Genomic DNA, 20,792 nt, shown 5'->3' with positions numbered 1-20,792 from the left:
AAACGTTCGGAAAGCTCATCAGTAATTGAATTCGACTCGTTTCGTATCGTATCGCGTTTGTGACCTGGTGCATATCATTGTCGAGAATTTTTCAGACTATGACCTGCTGAAGACTTCCGCTCAGCTGGCAGAAAATGGGCCAACGAATCGCCGACTTGGGGTAATGGCCTCAAATCGCCGGAGGGGCAAGGGGCCGACGTTGACAATGTGCCCTAAGCCGCTAGCCTCCACCCACTCTTTTGCGTTAACCGCCGGGGCGCATTTGATGGAAGGATGTTTTGCTGGAGCAGGCTCATTCGACCACCGAATCAGAAACAGTGCCTTTCGCCGTGTGAGTCACCACCACAGTCGACGCCGCACACGTGGATGTCGCCAAGGTGCAAGGCTTCTTCAAGGAAGTAGGACTGGATGCCATGCCAACGATCATCCAAACCGCTGTGACTGTCGTCCTTCTCTGCTCAATGATGAACTTCAGAATGTGCTGATGGCTTCGGTTACAACCGTGGCCGCGACGTGGCGGAAATTGCCGGGGCCAAGCATCTGGTCCTAATCCATCTTGCTCCGGTCGATACTCCGTTCTCGCTATGGGGCAAGTCTCAGCAGGGGAATTCGGGCTGCTCATCGTTGGGGCTGAACTTGATGAGCTTTGGTGTGGGCTCTCTTAAGGGATCCCACAAACCGCGGGAGTTATAGCAGACGAATCAAAGCAGGCGGTTGCCCCGGCCAAATGGCCTGGGCAACCGCCTGCTTTGTATTGTGCGAAAACGAGACTTTGCTTAGAACCTGTTGCGTACGTGCCGTTCGCGTCCATAGAGCGAAACCACGGCGAGGATGATGACGCCGAACACGATGCGGCTTTGCGCCTCGGATAATCCATTGCTCACAATGATCGTCGAAAGCAAGGTGAGAATCAGTGCGCCCAGCAGCGTGCGGGTATAACTGCCGTGGATTGAGCCGAAGATCGTTCCACCAACCAGCACCGCCGCTAGTCCGGAAAACAGGTAGGGATCGCCGATGGTCTGTGACCAGCCCGAACTATAGGCGGCAATGAATACCCCGGCAAGGCCAGCGAAGGCACCGGAAGCGGCAAAGACCAGAACCCAGACGATTGAGGTTCGTATTCTTGCCAGTCCCGCGGCTCTGAAGTTAACTCCCGTCGCATAAAGCCGGCGTCCTGCGGCGGTGCGGTTCAAGAAGACCCACAGGGCGACACCGAGCAGCAACACGATCAGAATGATTGGTGGGAACGGAAGCCCGAAGGTCGTTGCGCGAAGGCTGGCCAGGGAACGCAGCGAATCATGGGGTACCGAGGAATAATCGCCATCCGCCAAGAACAGCGTGGCGCCGGTTAGAGCTGCGCCGGTGCCCAGAGTGACTACCAGTGGTTGGACGGCAAAACGATGGCAGATCCAGCCAATCAGGGCGCCGACGCCACCACACGCGAGGATGGTGAGCAGTATTGCCAGCATTGGCGGCAAGCCCAGTTTGCCCGTGGCATTGGCTGCCATGAAGGCGCCAAAGAGTATGTAGCCAGGCGTTGCAAGATCCAATCCACCAAGTATGACGACTAATGTTTGGCCCATCGCCGATAGTGCCAGCAAGGATGCGATCAACAGCAACGAGGTCACCGAACGTGGGTTGAAGATGGAGGGAATGCTGATCAATAGCCAAGCCGCCAAGACGAGCAAGACCAAGGCTTGTAATACTGGCAGCTCAACAAGTATCCACTTGATCTTCGGGCCGAGGCGGCGTTCTGCCGAGGCCGCTTGCTTTCTGATGGTGGTGCTCTTGCTCATGATCGAACCTTCTTTAACCGTGGAGTAAGTAACGTGGCTCCCAAGACGACACCTACGACGAGCAGAGCGCCGTAGGCGAACTGAATCAGGCTAGGTGCGACGCCGGAGGCGGTCAGCAGCTGTTGGAGCAGGTAGATGCAGATGGCCCCGAACAGTGCGCCGAGCAACCCGCCTCGGCCTCCGGCCAGGCTGGTCCCGCCAAGCACCGCCGCCGCCATTCCCAGCAGCGCGTAGGTGGTGGCCAAGGAAGACTGTGAGGACTGCACAATGGCAGTTAGCGCGATACCGGCGATACCGGCGAACAAGCCGCCTACCGAGTAGGCGAGAATGCGCACCGCGGTGGTATTCACTCCAGAGCCGAACGCCGAAATATCACTTTCGCCCGTGGCCAGCAGGTTGCTGACAAAGGCAGTACGGCGCAGTCCAAACCAAATCAGAGCGGCGGCACCGATGGAGATCAGTGCGCCAGGAATGATTCCAACGCTGCCTGCGAAGACCTCGGTCCAGTTATCCGGGGCTGCAATCGGGTTCTGCGCGATGGTCAGCGACAATCCGATGAGCAGGAAGAGCATTCCGGTGGTGGCGACCACGGGGTGCAAGCGCAAAACTGCGATCAGTACCCCATTGATTGCCCCGATGGCTGCGGCCAGCAATAGCACGAGGGGCGCAGCCACCTGCCAGTTGCCCAGCCCCGCGGGAATCAGGATGGCGACAAAGAAGCAATTGATGAAAGTTGCCAGCGGGCCCACCGAAATATCGATGCCTCCAGAGAGGATGGCCGGCGTTGAGGCAAACCCTACGAGCACAAACGGGGCCAGTGTGGAAAGCGTGGCGGGAAGCCGTTGCGGGGATAAGAAGGACGGGGAAATAAGGAGATTCAGTACCAGCAAAACGAGTGCAAGCAGCAGTGCAAAGGCGAAAGGCCAGCGTTGGAGGAGCTGTTGGACGCGGCTCATGAGTGCACCTCTGATTTCTGGCCGAAGTAGGCCGCGACAATTGATTCGGTGGATAGCTCGGGATGGGCGATTTCGGCAAATACTTGCTGATCGCGGAAGACCAAAACTCGGTCCGCCAGGTCAACGAGTTCGTCGACTTCACTGGAGAGCACCACTACGCTGAGCCCTTCGGCGCTGAGTCGGTCCAAGATTGCATAGATTTCCCGTTTGGTGCCGATATCTACTCCGCGAGTCGGGTCGTTCAGAAGCAATACCTTGGGGTCGGTGGCGAGCCATCGGGCGAGCAAGACCTTTTGCTGGTTGCCTCCGGAGAGGGTGGAAATCGCGTCTTTGGCGGTGCCGAAGCGAAGTGCCAGCGATTGGGCGAATGCGTTGAATCTCTGGGAGATGCTCTTAGTGTTCAGCAGCCCGCGGTGGCGATCTTGATGCAACGTGGGCAGAGCGAAATTCTCTTGGATGGACATCGACTCGAATAGCGATTCGCCGCGGCGTTCACGTGGCAGATAAGCCACGCCGAGGCGGTCGCCATTACGAGCAGTCAGCGGTGTCTGCGTATCTTTCTCCCCGGTGCGCACTACCGTTCCCGGACCGGAGGCAACACCTGCGAGGCGTTTGATGAATAGATCTTGGCCGTGGCCTTCGAGCCCGGCCAGTCCCACGATTTCACCGGCGCGCAGTTCCAGATTGATGGCTGTCGACGTGGGCGTCAGCCGCAGGTCAAGACTTCGAAGGAGCAATTCTCCGGGCGTATGAGGTTGGCGTACCGTCACCTCGTGATCGGAGCGTCCGGTCATTTCGGAAATAAGGGCGTCGATTGACAGGTTGTCGCGTTCAACGGTGAAGACGCTGTGCCCTGAGCGCAGCACTGAGACTCGATCCGAAATTTCTGCCACCTCGTCCATCCGGTGGGAAATGAAGAGAATCGCGGTGCCGAGTGTAGTGAGTCGACGCATCTCAGCAAAGAGACGGTCCCTGGTTTGTACATCCAAGGATGCCGTCGATTCGTCCAGTACAAGAACTTTCGGGCCTTGGACCAGTGCCCGGGCGATGCACACCGCTTGACGTTCGGACAGTGAAAGTTGTCCCGCCGGCTGGTCCAAATCAATGTTTGGGACGATGCGGGTGAGTACTTCCTGGGCAAGCATGCGCTGTTTGGTGCGGCTTAATTTGTGTCGAAAAATGCCGTGTGAACCAAGCCAGACGTTGTCGAGTACCGTTTGGCTCCCGGCGGTTAAGACTTCTTGGAATACCGTAGCGATTCCCAAGTCCGCCGCTTGTTTGGGTGAGCGGCTGTAGACCGGTTCGCCATTAAAAGTCAGGGTTCCCGAATCTGGCCGGTGCACCCCGCCAATGATCTTTACGAGGGTGCTTTTGCCCGAACCGTTTTCGCCCAAGAGTGTGTGAATCTCACCGGGTCGGAGGTGGAGCTGGCCGTCGCTCAGTGCTTGTGTAGCGCCGAAGCGTTTGCTCACCCCTTTGAGCTCTAGGCCTGCTGGCTGATGTGTCACTGGTGGTCCCCTTTTGTGAAAATTTGTGATGCCCGCTACATTCGAAACTAGACGAACCGTACCGCATGTGTCTAGTCTTATGCGATACGCTACGAAGCGTTTCACTCGATGAGGAGTTCGATATGCAGAAAAACACCAAAATTCCACGAATCTCAAAGCTTGGGGCAGCGATTCTGGGAATTAGTGCCCTGGCCTTGACGGGTTGTGCGGGAGGCACCAGTGCGGATCCTGCCGCCGACGGTGCGGCAGCAAGCAACCAATCCGGGCCTGTCGCAGACGGCGCATGTGGTTCGGTTCCCAAAGGTGCAGCCAATGATCCCAACGGTCTGTTGAAAGATTTCTCGCCAGAAATCGCTGATGGGTACTCCCTGCATCCGGACGAGGTACGCACGTCGGCGTGGGCCGACTATAAGTCAAAGAAGACCGAGGGCTTCACCGCCGCCGTGGTGGGGATGCCACCTGCCAGCCCCTTTATTGCCTCCATGTCCGAGTCGATTCGTGCGAGCTTGAAGAAGGCGGACGTTGAGGTTCTGGGCGAATTTGCTCCGGATGATCCATCCAACGTGCCACTGCAACTCCAGCAGTTCAATGAGGCCCTTGCCCTGAAGCCGGATGTTATCATCTATACGGCAATCGCTCCGGAACCATCGGTTGCACTGGCAAAACAGGCCTTTGATGCCGGTATCCCGTTGGTTGCCGCCCAGGTGCCTATCGACTCCGAATATGCCGTCACCGTAACGCGCAATGTGCCATTGGCGATTGCCGAAGTCACCGCCGGAACTATGCGTTCCATTGGCGGCAAGGGCGACGTGCTTCGAGTTGCCGGTATCCCAGGCATTCCAAGCTCCACCTTGGCCGATATTGGCATGGACGCCATTTTGGAGACTTGCCCGGATGTAAAGGTCGTTGGTTCGGTAACCGGATTCTTCCAGCCGGCCACCGCGCAGGCTGAGGTACAGAAGTTCCTTGCCACTAACCCGGCGGGCGTTGATGCGGTCATGCAGGCCGGAACCATGGGTGTTGGTATTCGCAATGCCTTTGAAGAAGCTGGCATGGACGTTCCACCGATTGCAGATGACGGTTCAAGCCACGGCTTTGCCTCCTGGGCCTTGGCCAATCCCGAGTACCCGTACTTTGGAACCACTACTCCATCAGTTCGCACCGGCGAAGTTTCCGTTGAGGTGGCCTTGCGCATACTGAAGGGTGAAGGCCCGAAGATCAACCAGATTGTGGAGCCTTCGGTGCTTGTGACGCGCGAGAACCTTGAGCAGGTTGCTGACGCCACGTGGGAACCTAGCGATCTGACCGATCTGGCCGGAAGCCCGGATGACTATCTGCCCACCGAGAAGCTTGACCAGTTCTTTTCGAATCCCGGCAAATAAGGCGAACTAGGCATGAATCACGACACTGAGAATGTTGTGCCTGCTGCGCATGCACCCCGTGAACGTCTGACCGGACGCCACTGGCTCTACTTCACGATGATTACGCTGGTGCTGTTGACTGACGGCATGGACGTGACGATAGTCAGCCACGTTTTCCCCACGCTCATCAAAGATTGGGGAGTTTCGGTGGGCGGCGGCATCGCCTTCGTCGTCGCCGTGGGATTCCTCGCGATGGGTTTGGGCGCCATTATTTCCGGTGCCTTATCAGTGAGGTGGGGACGCAAGACTATTCTCATCCTCAGTGTCGTTATTTTCGGCTCCGCCACCGCGCTGGGAGGTACGTCCGCAGATTTTACGCAATTTGTCATCTGGCGTCTTCTTGGCTGTGTAGGAATGGGTGCTGCGATGGCCTCCGGCAACACCTTGCTGGCGGATCTGGTTCCGGCACGTAGTCGGGCCGCCCTGCTCGCAGCGGCCTATGCCGGTGTTGGACTGGGAACTACCGTTGGCGCCACCCTCGCAGGTTTGCTGCTGCCCACCGTAGGATGGCGGGCGTTGCTGATAGTTGGTGGGGTGATCCCACTGGTGATTATCCTTGTACTGGCCTTCGTAGTACCTGAGTCACCGGCGCGCCGTGCGGCGAAGCTGGCTGGGACTACGCCGGTGAAAGTGCTGGCAAGAGATCGGATCTCGGTCCGCACGGTGCTGGGGAAGAAGTTCGTGACCACCACTTTGCTGCTGTGGATCTTTGGCTTCTTCTCGTTGGGCACTCAGCTGCTCATTGCGCAGTATCTGCCTACGCTACTGCAGTTGCCCGTTCCTGGCTTGGACACGGTGCAAAGCAGCACCATTGTGGGCCTCTACGGGTTCACCAGCGTGCTGGGAAGTATCGTGCTGGGGTTGCTCCTGGCACGTGGGTCCCGATTCACGGTGATTGGTGGTGCCTTGTGCCTGGCCGCGGTCATGGCACTGGTGGTTTCTATGGCGCGTGAACCAAGTTTTGGTTCATTGCTAGTCATTCTGGGGATTACCGGCTTTATTTTGCCCAGTGCTTTTGGGCCAACTCGTGGAGTTCTAGCGGCCATGAGCTTCCCGGAGAGCGCGCGTGGTTTGGGCATGGGAGTCACTGAATTCGGTGGCCGACTCGGCTCCGCGACAGGCGGGGTAGTTGGAGGAACACTGATCGCCACCGGCATGGGCCTGTCCGGAATCTTTTTGGTGCTGTTACTGCCTATCGGGGTCCTGCTTGGTGCGTTGGCCGGATTGCGTCAGCAGTCCAGGCACTTCCAAGCAGCGGAAGAAACCTTTGATGGTTCGAACGCTGCCAAACCAGAGCCGAAAAGAAAAACGTCCTTGCAAAGTGTGGAGGATTGACCCCCTGATCGATGGCGCATAGTCCGAGCGAGCTTTGAGGCTCCCGTTGGGGCGAAATATCTTCACGATAGTTCGCCGCAACGGGAGCCTTTTGCGCGCCGGGCTACGCACATCAGGATAAACAAAAACGGTATTCCGGCTTGGGCCATGTGTTGTTGCCACACACTGAAAGCCCCCTGGGGAAGTATGCAAATCCAAAGAGCTGGTTTGCGATTCCTCAGGGGGCTTATGAACCGTCGTGCTGCAGTGCGCTGGCTGTTAGGCGGAGACGCGTCCGCGCATGAACTCTTCATCTGGTGAGTCGGTGACCGGAAGGCCGGAAGCTTCCAGGCTTGCGCGTAGCTGCTTCATGAAGCGGTCAGGAAGCTTGGCTGCAGGTGGGCGCAGTGCACCGCCATTGAAGCCCGAGAGCCATTCCTGGTACTTCCACTGGGTGCGGTTGATCATATTGGTACCCGGGGTGGAGGTCGCGGAGACTGCGCCGTTTGCCGCGCGAGCTGGCTGGACCTTCCAGTACAGTTCCATGGCTTCTTCCCACTTGCCGGTGCGGGCCAGCTCGAACGCGCGTGGGTAGTAGTCTCCCATCCAGTTGGTATTGGCAGTACCGGAGAACTGCATGTCCAGGACTGACATCAGTGGAATGATTTCGGCCTCGATGGGGCAGGAGATAACGACCTCGTCACGGAAGTGGTGGTACATCTCCATGACGCCTGGAATGCCCGGGTAACCCTGTTCTGCCTTGATCGCCACGATGCTTGGCATCGCGTCCAGTACGCGGCGTACAAACTCAACGCTCATGCCGGCCGGGTGGATGCGTTCAAATCCCCACGCTGGCAGCGGGAAGAGCATGGCTGCCATGTTCGTTTCATCGGTGAACTTCTTGGTGTAGTCGAACACCTGATCATAATTTGTTGGCCAGAAGGATGCTGGGTACGCAAGCAGCGTGCGGTCTGCGCCCGCGGCTTCGGCCAGATTTGCGGCGTAGATGTTCTCTTCCAGGGTGCCGAAGATTGCGTGGAAGAACAATGCGAAGTCCGGACCGGCCGCTTCGCGGGCAATCGCGGTGATCCGCGCGTTTTCTTCTGGAGTCACATTCGCTTCGGCCACAATCAGCGAACCAGCATAACCGCGTTCCTTGAGCAGCAGGATGTCATGGCGAATTGCGTTTTCATTGATTGCAGAAAAATCTGGCGTGAAAGACGGGTGGGTCACCGCGACGGTGCCGGTGAAATTCTCTCGGGCCCAGGAACGAGCTTCGGACTTGGTGTAATCCACCATGAGGTACTCCTTATTTTTGGGTTGGTGTGTTAAAAGTCAGTTATTTACGGCTGGTAACGATGCCGACGGGCAGGACCGTGCCTACACCCTCAGTGCGTGCTCGGTTCAGCAGCATCTCCGCGACAACAATGTCCTGCAGGCCAGAACCCGTGGACTTGTAAATCCTGATCCCCGCCTCGGTGTCGATCTGGCTTTCAGCACTCAGCGCAGCTTGCAATGGCAGTACTACGGCGTCGACATCGATGCCGGCGGCGCGCGCGGCGATCATATCGCCGCTGTCATGGACTACTTCTTCATAGGTGTCCACCACGATGGTGCTTGCCCGGCCAATCAGTTCGACGGGTAGTTCACGTTGGGCAGGGGTAGTAGAACCGATGGAGACAACCGAAGCGTTGGCGCCCACCCAGTCGGCTTGCACTGTGGGCGATTCATCGCGCGAGCGTGCGGCGCAGAGGATCAGGTCTGCGCCTTCGACAGCCTCGCGAGCCGAACTGACAGCGAGTGCCGGAGCGTCAAAAACACCGTCGAATTCCTTCGCGAAAGCTTCGCGGTTGACCACAGTGGGGCTGAACACGCGGATATCTGCGAACTTCATCAGGTAGGAGAATGCGGTGAGGTGGGAGCGGGCCTCGAATCCCGAGCCAATAATGCCTACGCGCAGTGCGCGCTGCGGCACGATAGTGGAAACTCCAACAGCGGTGGTTGAGGCGGTGCGCAAACCGGTTACCCGGTTGCCGTCTATCAGTGCCACCAAGTCTGCGGTGTTCTTATCGAACAAGGAGATCAGGTAGCTGACGGTGAGCCCACCGGTGAAAGATCCGGCGATGGACTTAGCGCCAAAAACCTTGCCGCTGGCAGGGGCCGAAGGCATGATGCGCAACCACTCTTGCGGGGACTGCGCAAAAATTCGTCCCGGGGTTCGCAGCTCGTCATTGTCGGTGCTGTAGGCCTCGCGAATTGCCTCAATAGCACTGGGCCAATCCGAGAGGTGAGCGACATCAGCGTCGGTCAGAAACAGCGGAAGGTCCTGCGGCAGATTTCCTTCTGCACTCACGGGCGTTCACTCCTTTGAAAGTCTGGAACACGACGAAGCATGCTCAATCGTGTGCACCACATCACATGGCGTTAGGATAGATACTATCCGATACGAATCGTATCTCATATACTCGGAGCAACGGGTTTTCGAAAATGGCGAAAACTTACCCCATCAAAGGAACTGAAAACCATGGCAATCTCAACAGTGAATCCAACCACGGGCGTCACCGAACAAGTCTTTGAGTCCCACTCCACCGAAGAAGTGGAGCGCCGCATCGCCCATGCTGACGAAGCAGCGAAGATCCTGCGTGGAACCAGCTACGCGCAGCGGGCCGAATGGATGAAAGCAACCGCCCGGCTCCTAGAAGCTGAAGCCGAAGAGCTGGGAAGGCTGATCACTCTGGAGATGGGCAAGCCCATCGCGCAATCGGTAGCCGAAGTGCGCAAGTCCGCGGCGTCCATGCATTTTTATGCCGAGAATGCCGAAAAGTTCTTGGCCGATACTCCTTTGGAAGACCCCTCGGTTGTTGGCGCTTCAAAGGCGTGGACCACTTATCAGCCATTAGGCGCCGTGCTTGCCGTGATGCCGTGGAACTACCCCATTTGGCAGGTCATCCGCTTCGCGGCTCCTGCGCTGATGGCGGGCAATACCGGTCTGCTCAAGCACGCCTCGAATGTGCCGCAGTCGGCAATCTACCTGGACACTCTCTTTGAACGAGGGGGCTTCCCTGCGGGCTCATTCCGCACACTGCTCATCGGTGGCGGCGCGGTCGCCCCGGTTATCGCGGATCCGCGGGTTAAGGCCGTGACCCTGACCGGTTCCGAACCTGCAGGGCGTTCGGTGGCTTCGATTGCTGCGGATCATGTGAAGAAGTCTTTGCTCGAACTGGGTGGCTCGGATCCGTTTGTTGTCATGGATTCAGCCAACGTTCCTGCTGCGGCGGCTACTGCAGTGAGGGCGCGGATTAGCAATAACGGCCAATCCTGCATCGCAGGGAAGCGTTTTATTGTGCATACCGATGTTTATGACGAATTTGCTGCAGAATTTGCCCGGCTGATGGGCGAGCTCGTGGTGGGCGACCCAATGGATCCGGCGACGCAAGTTGGGCCACTGGCCACCGCCGATGGACGCGATGAATTGGCAGGTCTCGTGGATGATGCGGTGGCCTTGGGTGCGCAGGTGCTGGTCGGGGGCTCCGCCCCGCAGGGTGAAGGATATTTCTACCCGCCTACGGTAATTGCCGGGCTGACTGACGAAATGCGGCTGGTCCAGGAGGAAGCCTTTGGTCCGGTGGCCTCGCTATACCGGGTCCGGGATCGGGAAGAGGCACTACAGGTTGCCAACCAGACCGCCTTTGGCCTCTCCAGTGCGCTGTGGACCAATGATGCCGCCGAAGAGCAGTGGTTCCTGGAGCGACTCGAGGCAGGAGCGGTGTTCATCAACGGGATGACGGTCTCAAATCAAGAGCTGCCATTCGGTGGCATTAAGCGCTCGGGCTTTGGCCGCGAGCTCGCCGCCGAAGGAATTCGCGAATTCTGCAACCTCAAAACGGTATGGAAGGCCTAGATAGGAGCCTTCGTGGCGTCCTGCCGGCCTAGCCACTTGTGTGCGGTCGTGACCGGTGTTACATTTATTCGAAACGATACGTACTGAACTTGAAGGAGCGGGATGGCAAAGATCGTTGAAGTTGACGTGGTGGTGGTTGGCGGTGGACCGGTGGGCGTTACTGCCCTGGCCTTGCTGGGCCGCGCCGGCCTTAGTGCCGTCGGAGTAGAGCGCGAGATTCAGGCGTGGCCGACGGCACGCGCCGTGCACTTTGATGGAGAGATCTTCCGTACTCTTCAATCCTTGGGAGTGGCAGAGCGCTTCGCCAAGGCCACACTGCCGATGGCCTCGATGCATATCGAGAACGAGGCGGGCGAAGTTCTGATTTCCGTGCCAACCGGCCAGCTCGGGGCTCAGGGATGGCACGACGATTTGACCTTCCACCAGCCTGAGATCGAATGCTTGTTGCATGAGGTCGTAGAGGAGCTGCCAGGCGTTGAGCTGCGCCGCGGCATGACGGTGCTTTCAGTGCGCAATGTTGGCGAAGGCGTCGAAGTTGCGGTGCAGAACGCGGACGGCGAAGAATCCTTGATCCGGGCCCGTTGGGCCATCGCAGCTGATGGGGCCCGCTCGCAGAGCCGCAAAGCGCTGAACATCGAAACCGAAAAAATCGGCGAAGATGCGCAGTGGCTGGTCGCCGATGGGATCCTTGAAGACAGCCCCGGATTATCCTCGGACATGATCTTCTTGGGCCACCATAGCCGCCCTGCGCTGTGGATACGGCTCCCCGGCAAACGTGTGCGCATGGAGTTCATGCTCATGCCGGGGGATGACCCCGAGGAAATTACTACTCCGGCGGGCCTCGAGCGCCTCAGCCGCGGCGTGCTGCCGGCAGGTAAATTCACTGCAGACCGCCTGGCGACCTACACATTCCGCGGACGCATTTCCCAGCGGTGGCGTGCCGGAAACATTTTCCTGGCCGGCGACGCAGCCCACCAGGCTCCGCCGCTCTTCGGGCAGGGCCTGTGTGCCGGAATGCGCGACGTCGCCAATCTGGTCTGGAAGCTGGACGCAGTCAAGCGCGGCGCTGCCGATGACAGCCTGCTTGACACCTACGAGTCAGAACGGTTGCCGCACGCACGGTTCTGGGTGGAGCAGGCTGCCAATGCCGCGGGCTTCCTGCAGACCACCGATGCCGAAGTCGCCAAACAGCGCGATGCCTTCATCCGCGCAAATCCCGCGGCCTCGGCACCCGTCGCACCCCCGCTGGGACCGGGCCTGCACGAGGGGGAAATCGACAGCCGCGCCGGACATCTGGCCACGCAGCCGATCCTCGCCGACGGGGTGCGCCTGGATGACATGGTCGGTTCCCGCTTCCTGGTGGCCACGACCCCGGAGATCTACTCCGCTGTGCCGGCTGTGCTGCGCAGCCAGCTCGAGGACAACGATTTTGTTGTCGTCTTGTTCGATCCTGCCAAGGTCGGCCGGATTCTTGAGGCCGCCGGCGCCAAGGTCGTGGTGGTCCGTCCGGACCGCTACATCCTGGGCCTCGGGGATACCCCCGAAGCACTCGAACGCATCGCTGCCAGCATCCCGAAGGTCGGCCACGACGTGCCGGCGAACCTCTAGCCCAAAAAATTCTCAAGACACACCTTCCGCCCAGGCGGAAAGAATTACAGGAGCACATCATGGCCTTCAGCCCAATCACACACCTGCGCCACTTCGATATCGCGGTGCCAGATTACAAAAAACAGGTTGACTTCTACAAGAACCACTGGGGATTGACCGAGATGCAGGACGACGGCGGAGTCACGTACTTTGCCGCCGAGGGCTCGCCGGAACAGTACTCGGTCCGTGTGCGCGAGGCCGAAGAAAAGCGCCTTGACATGGTCGCGTTCGGCGCTGCGGACAATGCCGCGGTGGACCAGCTTGCCTCTGACCTCATTGCCAAAGGGGTCAAGCTCATCGGCGAACCCGATGACCTCAAAACGCTTGGCGGGGGATACGGCTTCCGCTTCTTCGACCTGGAAGGACGAACCATCGAGGTCTCCTCGGATGTCGAGGTGCGCAAGCACCGCAAGATCGAGGAACGCGAAGCCATCCCGGTGCGCCTATCCCACGTGGTGCTCAACTCGCCGGAACCGGAGAAGATGCTCGCTTGGTATGAGCAGCACTTGGGCTTCCGGCTCTCGGACACGCTGAACCACCCGCGCATGGGGGATCTGTTCTACTTCTTGCGATGCAACTCGCAGCACCACTCCATTGCCATTGCCCGCGGCCCGCACGCCTCGCTGCAGCACGCGTCCTTCGAACTGCGCGGGATCGACGAGTACATGCGCGGTAGCGGCAAGCTGCTGCGTTCGGGATTCAAGAAGATCTGGGGTCCGGGACGGCACAGCGCCGGGGACAACACCTTCACCTACTTCCATGATCCCAACGGCAACACCATGGAATTCACCACCGAACTTGATTCGATCGATGAGGACACCTGGCACCCGAGCATTTACGACACTTCTGATCCGATGACCTCGGACCAGTGGGGCACCGGCGGGGACATGGATGAATTCATTGCCAAGGAAATGTTCAACGACAAGGACAAGGGTCTTTTCGTCCCGCCACCGGTATAGGCAAGAACATCATGCAACATGGAGGACTCATGAGGGAAACTCGCATCAGCGGATTTAAGCTGGGCACCTTCGAAGATGGCACGGAGCAATTTCCCGGGGCCGTCTTTGGGGACCGGGTCGTGGACCTGCGCAGCGTGCTGCCGGGCATCACCCGGATTGGGGATCTTTTCGCCCAGTGGGATTCCCACCTGGATGCGCTCGAGCAGCTTGACACGGCCGCCGCCGGCGGCCGTGCGCTCAAGGGCCTGAAGGTGCACCCACCGGTGCAGCCGGTGGGCACCATTATCGCCGCCGGGGCGAACTACCGTGAGCACGTCATCCAGATGAGCGTTGCCCACAAGCTGGGGAAAGAAGGTGCCGACGAGAATCAATTGGCGGCCGACGCCGCGGCCGAAATCGATGAACGCGGCCGTACAGGTGATCCATATGTCTGGACCGGGATACCCTCGGCTGTCTGCGGCGCCTATGACGACGTGCAATTGCCCGATGTCGGCGGCAACGTCGACTGGGAGCTGGAGCTAGGTGTGGTCATCGGCCGCAAGACGCACCGGGTTGCGGCAGCAGATGCCATGGATTACGTCGCCGGGTACACCATCGTCAACGATGTCACCTCGCGCGCTCTCGTGCCGCGCACCGACATCGCGATGATGGGTACCGACTGGTTCCGGTCGAAGAACCAGCCGACATTCTTCCCCACTGGTCCCTATGTGGTGCCGAAGCGGTATGTGCCGGACCCGGCAAAGCTGCGAATCCAGTTGAGCCTCAATGGCACGCTGATGCAAGATGCCCTGGCCGATGACCTGCTCTTCGACATCCCGAGCCTGATCGCCTACGCATCCTCGGTTGCAGTACTGCAGCCCGGGGATGTGCTGATCACCGGTTCGCCTGCGGGCAACGGATCGCACTGGGGCCGATTCCTGCGCGATGGAGATGTGATGGAAGCGGAGATCACCAGTCTCGGCACCCAGCGCTCGACGGTCCGCGGCCCTTCCGGGCAGCTGCCTCCCTGGTACGCAGACCGTCCGGCCGCGGTTGCCGCAGCCGGTGGGGCCGCCTCGTGATACTGCGCCAAAGCCACTTCGTACCGCCGGTACCCTATCTGCTGGCGGCCGAGCTGGGATTCCTGGAAAAGATTGAGGTGCAGCCCACCCGGACCACCTCCAGCGCCGAGCAGCTCGCCGGGCTGCTGGACGGCACCATTGATGTGGCCATCACCGCCATGGACAACGTCTTCGAATGGGACCGGGCCGGCGCCGACGTGCGTCTCATTGCTCAAGTCGAGACGACCACCCCGCTGGGCATCTATGCGCGTGACGAGATGGCAACTATGGCGGATCTGGTTGGATGCAGGTTCGCCGTGGACGCCCCGGATAACGGTTTTGCCCTGCTTGCCCGGCATCTGCTGGGCAGCGCAGGAATCGACGTGGATTATGTGGTGATCGGCGGGGTACGCGAACGATTTGAAGCACTGCTGGTTGGAGAAATCGACGCGAGCCTGCTCGGCCCGCCATTCGACAAGCTTGCTGAACAAGCCGGTATGAGGTGTGTGTCGCAGGTGAATGAACTTCTGCCGCAGCTGCCGGGCCAAGGTCTGGTGGTGCGTACTGAGTTATTGGGATCCAAGGAGCTCACCGGCTATCTGCGTGCGCTGGCACGCGGTGCCGCAGCTGGTGAATCGATGGACGAGCAAGCCGGCGTGGCGCTGCTTGAGCGTCATGGCTATCAGGCCGCCGCGGCAACTGCATGGGCTGCGCGGGCGAGGACATTGACGGTGGATCCCATAGGCCTGGAGTTGCTTACGCAGATTCGCCGTGGACTTGGAATACTCTCGGGCCGCAAGCCGCTGGCGGAATTATGCGAAGCCGGACCGCTGCTGCGGGCCAGCTGATCCATGAGTTTTCGAAGCATTGTATTTCCCTAAGCACAATGCGATACTGTACGTATCGAATCTATTACTAATCAGGAGAAACCATGAAATTTGGACGCATTGCAGTAGACACCCCCGATGGTGAACAGATCCGTCTGGTTGCCGCGCAGCCGGACTCCGGCCGAGTTATCGACCTGGCGAGGGCCTATGCATTGACCTTGCAGCGCAAGGGTGCCGAACCAGAGCGCGCCCGAGCGCTTGCTCTGGCGGTGCTTCCCGGAAGCCTGGCCGCAGGAATCGGGGGAGGTTCCATCTTCCTTGACGCCGCACACGACGCCTTGGCTGCAGCCGATGATGCTTCTTTTGCCATTGATGAAGTCTCTTGGCGCGCGGCCGTTGACTCCCCGGTCATCCGCGACGGGCTGACCTTCGAGAAGCACATCCAGAACTTCCACCGGATTGTTGCCAAGGCACAGCCGGCACGCTCGATCTACGACCGCCCGGGCTTCTTCAAGGGCACCACCGCAATGTCCTACGGACATAACCAGGAACTGCCCTACCCTGACTTCACCGAACAATTGGACTGGGAACTGGAGGTCGGCTACGTCGTGGGCAAGTCCGGCAGCAACCTGACCCCGGCTAACGCGATGGAGCACCTCTTCGGCATTACCGTCTTCAACGACTTCAGCGCCCGCGATATCCAGGGCGCGGAAATGGCCATCGGCATGGGCCCGCAGAAGTGCAAGGACTTCGGCTACGGCATCGGCCCATGGGTCACCACAATGGACGAAATCAAATCCATTGAAGGCCTCAAAGGCCAGGTCCGGGTCAACGGCAAGGTACTTTCCGAGACCAAGGTGGAGGACTTCGTCTACACCCCAGCAGAACTTCTTGCTTATGTTTCAATCTCGGACCGCCTGCAGCCAGGGGACCTTATCGGTTCCGGCACCATGGGATTCGGCGCGGGCGTTGAAATCGGCACGTTCCTGCAGCCGGGCGACGTCATTGAGCTCGAGCTCGAAGGCGTTGGCACGCTGCGAACCCCCATCTCGGCCGAACGCGAAAAAGCCCCTTGGTGGCCAGAGCCACGCCAGTACCCGCACGAAAACTGGGTTGCGTAATGTCCCGCCCACCAGTTCGCCGGGTAGTTACCGGCCACAATGACCAAGGTCTCGCCGTCATCCTGTCGGACACAGACGCACCGCACCATTTCTCCTCGGACACGATTCCAGGCTTTGGAGCCACTGTTCCGTGGATGACCAAAGCCGGTATCATCGACCACGTCAGCGACACTGACATGGCCGGCGCCGACACCGAGATTCCAAGTTTCCCGGCTCCGGGAGAGACGATTATGCGGATCGCAGATTTTCCGCCAGATTCTGTGTACCCCAAGGATGCCAACTCGGCGATTTTTGACGAGCTGGATGGTCACGAAGAAGCCGATGCGGGTGCCGAACGCAGCGGGGGAAAGCACTTCTGGTTCCACCGCACCGAATCCTTGGATTACGCGGTAGTTCTGGAAGGAGAAATCACTCTCCTGGTTGACGAGGGGGAGGCCACCATGCGGGCCGGAGATGTCGCAATCCAGCGCGCTACCAGCCACGCATGGTCAAATCGAACTGACAAAACTGCAAGAGTCCTGTTTGTGTTGATTGGCACCGAACCGATCTCGGCTTCAGAGATTGCGAGTCAGCGTCGAGTAAATTCAACGTCTATGGATGCATCATGATTATCGATATCGCCGCAGCAGATGGTGAAATGATTTGGCAGCCGGATAGCGCAGGAATTACGCAGACCGGTGTCGCACGGTTTGCCGAGTTCGTTGCGCAGCATGGACATGACTCCAAAAATGACTATGATTCACTCTGGCAGTGGTCAGTTGATGAGCCTGCAGAATTTTGGGAACTTTTTGCCAAATTCGCTGGAGTGGAATTTGGGGGTGTGGCCGGTGACGTTGTAAGCCAAGACCCAATGCCCCACACAAAATGGTTCCCCGGACGTACGCTGAATTTTGCCAGGCACCTGCTTCATGGTCATGAGGGCACCGCGTTAATTGCCATTTCGGAGGATGGCGGGCGTGAGGAAACGAGTTGGGAGTCTTTGCGCGGCGAAGTTGCGGCCCTCGCACAGTACTTGCGTACGCAAGGCGTGAGTCAGGGTGATCGTGTTGTTGCGATCCTCCCGAATGTCGCCGAAGCAGTGGTGGGTCTGCTCGCCACAGCTTCGCTTGGTGCCATCTGGTCGATTTGCGCCCCCGAGTTTGGTGCCGGCGCAGTCGTTTCGCGTTTTGCTCAGCTGGAACCGAAAGTAGTGCTCGCAGCGCCTGGCTATATGCTGGGTGGCAAGGACCGTGACCGTCGGGATGAACTGAATGAAATTATCGCTCAGTTGCCCACCGTGGAACAGCTTATCTGGGTTGAGCGACACACTTCGATTCCTACATTCGACACTAAGGTACCGGCAAACACCTGGGAACAGGCGGTAGCAGAACCTGCAGAACTGCGTTTTGCGGACGTTGAGTTCAGCCACCCACTATGGGTGCTGTTCTCCTCCGGTACTACGGGTATTCCTAAGGGTATTGTGCACGGTCATGGCGGAGCCTTGCTTGAGGAGCTGAAAATGCTTCTGATTCACTCTGACCTGCGGCCAGGAGATCGTTACCTAAACGTGGCCTCGACCAGCTGGGTGCTCTGGAATGCACTGGTCAGTGCTCTGGGTGTGGGAGCAACGGCCGTGCTTATTGACGGCAACCCGGTTTTCCCTTCACTGGATAGGGTCTGGCAAATTACTGCGGACGAGCGTGTTGCGGTTCTGGGTGTGGGTGCGGGCTTTGTCCATGCATGTGCCAATACGGATTTGGTGCCAAAGAACCAGCATGATCTTATGTCCTTGAAGAGCTTGCAAGTTACGGGTTCTCCGCTGTCCGCGGATGGATTCCGCTGGGTCTACGCACATGTGGGAGACATCTGGCTGGCTTCTATGAGCGGCGGAACGGATATTGCTTCGATATTCGTGGGTGGATCTCCGACTATGCCTGTCCACGTTGGGTATATCCAAGCGCCAGCGTTGGGCGTGCGGGTTGAATCATGGGATGAGCAAGGCGACCCGACTACGGGCAAGGGCGAGCTAGTAGTCACTCAGCCGATGCCTTCAATGCCCCTGAGTTTCTGGGGAGATGACGGTACTAGGTATCATGAGAGCTACTTCAGTACGTATCCTGCAGTATGGCGCCATGGAGACTTCATTGAGTTCACCCGTCGGGGCATCCTCATCCATGGTCGTTCAGACTCAACGCTCAACCGTAATGGATTGCGACTTGGCTCAGCAGATATTTATGCTGCTGTTGAATCTCTGCCTGAGGTTGTCGAAGCCTTGGTTGTTGGGGTGGAGCTGGGTACCGAGTACTATATGCCGCTTTTCGTTCAATTGACCAATGGGGCAGATCCAGAGGTAGCTAAGGATGCAATCATCGGGTCCATCCGGGAGAATCTATCGGTCCGGTACTTACCAGATGAGATTGTGTTCATGCGAGCTATTCCGCATACTCGTACTGGCAAAAAACTCGAGGTTCCGGTCAAGCGGATGCTTCAAGGGACCCCGCTTGATAAGGTTGCAGATCTGGGTGCAGTGGATGATCCAGAACTGCTGGAAGTGTACTCCGAGTTTGCGCTGGAGAAGCAATCGGTGAATTAATAAGAACTAGCCCAACTATTTCATGACGGTCCGGAAACCCACCAACGCCTGGCGTAAGCCACGCACTGGTGGGTTTCCCGGTTCCGGGGCACGACGAAGAGCGCCAACCACTGACGCACGTGCCGGCCACCACTCGCCGAAAAATACTGCTGTTGAAGGAATTAAGAACAGAACGCGGTAGCTCAGGTTGCCAAGTGCCCGTGTCGCCACTGGCCAGCCAGCCTGCTGATCCGCTCCTGCAGCAGCAGTACCAATTCTGCTTCCGGCGCGTCCTGGTTGACCAGGAGCCGCGGCCGGCGGCTGCCAGTGACCAGTTTCCCGGCCAGCGACCAGATACGGTACCGCCACCGCTTCAAATCCCAGCACCCAGCTATGTGCTCGGCTGGCAGCACGGCCAGTCGCACCCACGAAACCAGGTTCAAAGCGAACATCGCCAAATTCGCCCACGCCTCGTTCGCTCCGAACGCGAAGAACGGCAACTTCCCCAACCCGGCAGCCTTCAACGACTTGATCCGATTCTCGCACCGGCCCCGCGCCCGATGCCGCACGTCCAGGAACGCCGGATCAAACCGCGGAGCATTGGTCAAAAACGCCGTCACCCGATTCCCGTCCGTATCGAACAAGCTGGCCTTCGCCCTTAGGATGCTAGGGCTCAGCCCGCAAATAGATCCTGGTGCCCGGCGGATAATCCCTCAACCCCAAGATCTTGGTCGCGTCGATCACCCACGCATCCTCACGCTGCTTGCCCGGTAGCGGTCAGTGCCGGCTCCCAGTACTTCTTCTCATTGATCCAGCCGATGAACCGCTCATTGACCACCGGCAGCGCGTACGAGGTGGAGAACTGCAACCCCAGAGCATTCAGGTGGTGCAAAAATTCGCGGGACGCCCCAGCTGAATCTGTGCGGAACAGGATCTTCTCGCCAACCAGGGTCCCGTCCTGGTCATAGAAATCATCGGGCAGCTGGGCCAGCGCTTCGGTGAGGATGCTGATATGGTCAGCGGCGGAATTCGCTCCCTTATTGCCCGGGCGCATCCTCACCGCCAGCACCTCGCCGGTGCCGTGGCCCTGGCCGTAATTCGGTCATGGCGATCATCGGCGCGAACCCGTACCCGCGCTTATAAGTGCCTTTGGCGTGCTCCTTATCGGAGTGCACGTGCACCAACGAGGCATCAATATCCACAATAAGAGGGCTGGCGCGGGTCGCCCGGACGGCCGGGCTGCGCTGGCCTGCGGCAGTCCAGAGCTGGGAGCGGACCTCCCTTTGCATGGTCGCGAAGGCGTAGTCGAACGCGCCGGGCTGCTCGGCGAGGCGGGTGAAGAAACGGCTGAACGTCGACTCGGAGGCCACCTGCCCGAACACGCCCGGGGCAACGCGTAGCTGGTCGGTATCGGTGACATGCTCCCCTCCAGAGGCGAGCATCAACACCAGGTCGCTGATCATTTTCACCGGCCGATGGACGGCGGTGGCGGGGACGAACTGGCCGAGCCGGTCCTCGGCCAGTTGCCGGAACCCGAGGCTGTTGAGCAGGCCGGTCAGCGTGGACAGTCCTGCGTGGGACACCAGATTCTGGGCCGTGGTGATGGTTGGGAGCTGCGGGTAAAGACCGGTATGATTATTCACTGAAAGAGTGATCCTTGAACTCATGGAATATTGGCTTAGACACCTTTATTTTCCCAGTTCAGGTCACTCTTTCGTCTTTAATGACCGTTAATGACGCGGACCATCATG

At 58.9% G+C, this 20,792-nt stretch carries 15 protein-coding genes and 1 pseudogene; 10 read left to right on the top strand and 6 right to left on the bottom strand.

Going from position 1 to position 20,792, the window contains the following annotated elements; genetic code table 11:
* Positions 1-776 precede the first annotated feature (776 nt).
* The 3 genes from EKH49_RS02245 to EKH49_RS02235 are packed head-to-tail and all read right to left on the bottom strand — an operon-like array spanning position 777 to position 4,224.
* The gene (locus EKH49_RS02245) at positions 777-1,796 is read right to left on the bottom strand and encodes an ABC transporter permease (protein WP_128469509.1); all 1,020 of its coding nucleotides are present in this window, start codon (positions 1,794-1,796) and stop codon (positions 777-779) included.
* Positions 1,793-2,752, bottom strand: coding sequence for an ABC transporter permease (locus tag EKH49_RS02240; RefSeq protein ID WP_128469508.1), 960 nt, complete (start codon positions 2,750-2,752; stop codon positions 1,793-1,795). Before EKH49_RS02240 ends, EKH49_RS02245 begins: the two co-directional genes overlap by 4 nt.
* Entirely contained in the window at positions 2,749-4,224 is a 1,476-nt protein-coding gene (locus EKH49_RS02235) for a sugar ABC transporter ATP-binding protein (protein ID WP_128469507.1), read from the bottom strand. The genes EKH49_RS02240 and EKH49_RS02235 overlap by 4 nt, the downstream gene beginning before the upstream one ends.
* A gap of 158 nt (positions 4,225-4,382) precedes the next feature.
* Between EKH49_RS02235 and EKH49_RS02230 the strand changes: the two genes are divergently transcribed.
* Together EKH49_RS02230 and EKH49_RS02225 are read left to right on the top strand one after the other, a co-directional pair.
* Entirely contained in the window at positions 4,383-5,642 is a 1,260-nt protein-coding gene (locus EKH49_RS02230; protein WP_113607300.1) for a substrate-binding domain-containing protein, read from the top strand.
* 12 nt (positions 5,643-5,654) lie between these two features.
* The gene (locus EKH49_RS02225; RefSeq protein WP_128469505.1) at positions 5,655-7,016 is read left to right on the top strand and encodes an MFS transporter; all 1,362 of its coding nucleotides are present in this window, start codon (positions 5,655-5,657) and stop codon (positions 7,014-7,016) included.
* 258 nt (positions 7,017-7,274) lie between these two features.
* Here EKH49_RS02225 and EKH49_RS02220 read toward each other — a convergent pair whose 3' ends face one another.
* Both EKH49_RS02220 and EKH49_RS02215 read right to left on the bottom strand, forming a co-directional pair.
* A complete protein-coding gene (locus EKH49_RS02220) occupies positions 7,275-8,294 on the bottom strand; it encodes a dihydrodipicolinate synthase family protein (RefSeq protein ID WP_128469504.1) in 1,020 nt (339 codons plus the stop codon).
* 40 nt (positions 8,295-8,334) lie between these two features.
* On the bottom strand, positions 8,335-9,348 hold the full coding sequence (locus EKH49_RS02215) for an ornithine cyclodeaminase family protein (protein ID WP_128469503.1): 1,014 nt from the start codon (positions 9,346-9,348) through the stop codon (positions 8,335-8,337).
* Between the two features lie 171 nt (positions 9,349-9,519).
* Between EKH49_RS02215 and EKH49_RS02210 the strand changes: the two genes are divergently transcribed.
* The 8 genes from EKH49_RS02210 to EKH49_RS02175 all read left to right on the top strand — a co-directional run bounded on the left by EKH49_RS02210 (position 9,520) and on the right by EKH49_RS02175 (position 19,062).
* Entirely contained in the window at positions 9,520-10,896 is a 1,377-nt protein-coding gene (locus tag EKH49_RS02210) for an aldehyde dehydrogenase family protein (protein ID WP_128469502.1), read from the top strand.
* Positions 10,897-10,998: 102 nt separating this feature from the next.
* Entirely contained in the window at positions 10,999-12,504 is a 1,506-nt protein-coding gene (locus EKH49_RS02205) for a bifunctional 3-(3-hydroxy-phenyl)propionate/3-hydroxycinnamic acid hydroxylase (RefSeq protein ID WP_128469501.1), read from the top strand.
* 59 nt (positions 12,505-12,563) lie between these two features.
* Positions 12,564-13,502: a VOC family protein gene (locus EKH49_RS02200; protein WP_128469500.1), complete on the top strand. Its 939-nt coding sequence runs from the start codon at positions 12,564-12,566 to the stop codon at positions 13,500-13,502.
* Positions 13,503-13,531: 29 nt separating this feature from the next.
* Positions 13,532-14,563, top strand: coding sequence for a fumarylacetoacetate hydrolase family protein (locus EKH49_RS02195; RefSeq protein ID WP_128469499.1), 1,032 nt, complete (start codon positions 13,532-13,534; stop codon positions 14,561-14,563).
* Complete coding sequence (locus tag EKH49_RS02190) at positions 14,560-15,390, top strand: ABC transporter substrate-binding protein (RefSeq protein WP_161567427.1); 831 nt, start codon at positions 14,560-14,562, stop codon at positions 15,388-15,390. The genes EKH49_RS02195 and EKH49_RS02190 overlap by 4 nt, the downstream gene beginning before the upstream one ends.
* 83 nt (positions 15,391-15,473) lie before the next feature.
* Positions 15,474-16,490 (top strand): fumarylacetoacetate hydrolase family protein, encoded by a 1,017-nt coding sequence (locus EKH49_RS02185; RefSeq protein WP_128469497.1) that lies wholly within the window; start codon positions 15,474-15,476, stop codon positions 16,488-16,490.
* Positions 16,490-17,098 carry a cupin domain-containing protein gene (locus tag EKH49_RS02180; protein WP_128469496.1) on the top strand — a complete coding sequence of 203 codons (609 nt, stop codon included), beginning with the start codon at positions 16,490-16,492 and terminating at the stop codon, positions 17,096-17,098. The genes EKH49_RS02185 and EKH49_RS02180 overlap by 1 nt, the downstream gene beginning before the upstream one ends.
* Positions 17,095-19,062, top strand: a complete 1,968-nt coding sequence (locus tag EKH49_RS02175) for an acetoacetate--CoA ligase (RefSeq protein ID WP_128469495.1) — start codon at positions 17,095-17,097, stop codon at positions 19,060-19,062. The genes EKH49_RS02180 and EKH49_RS02175 overlap by 4 nt, the downstream gene beginning before the upstream one ends.
* Before the next feature lie 182 nt (positions 19,063-19,244).
* On the opposite strand, the pseudogene EKH49_RS02170 reads toward EKH49_RS02175, so the two are convergent.
* Positions 19,245-20,684, bottom strand: a pseudogene (locus tag EKH49_RS02170) (IS1380 family transposase).
* Positions 20,685-20,792: the final 108 nt, after the last annotated feature.

Origin of the sequence: Glutamicibacter sp. HZAU, assembly GCF_004100365.1 — a bacterium.
In the GTDB taxonomy this organism is placed as follows: domain Bacteria; phylum Actinomycetota; class Actinomycetes; order Actinomycetales; family Micrococcaceae; genus Glutamicibacter; species Glutamicibacter nicotianae.
The sequence above is the reverse complement of the archived record's forward strand: the minus strand, read 5'-3'. Positions and strand labels throughout refer to the sequence as shown.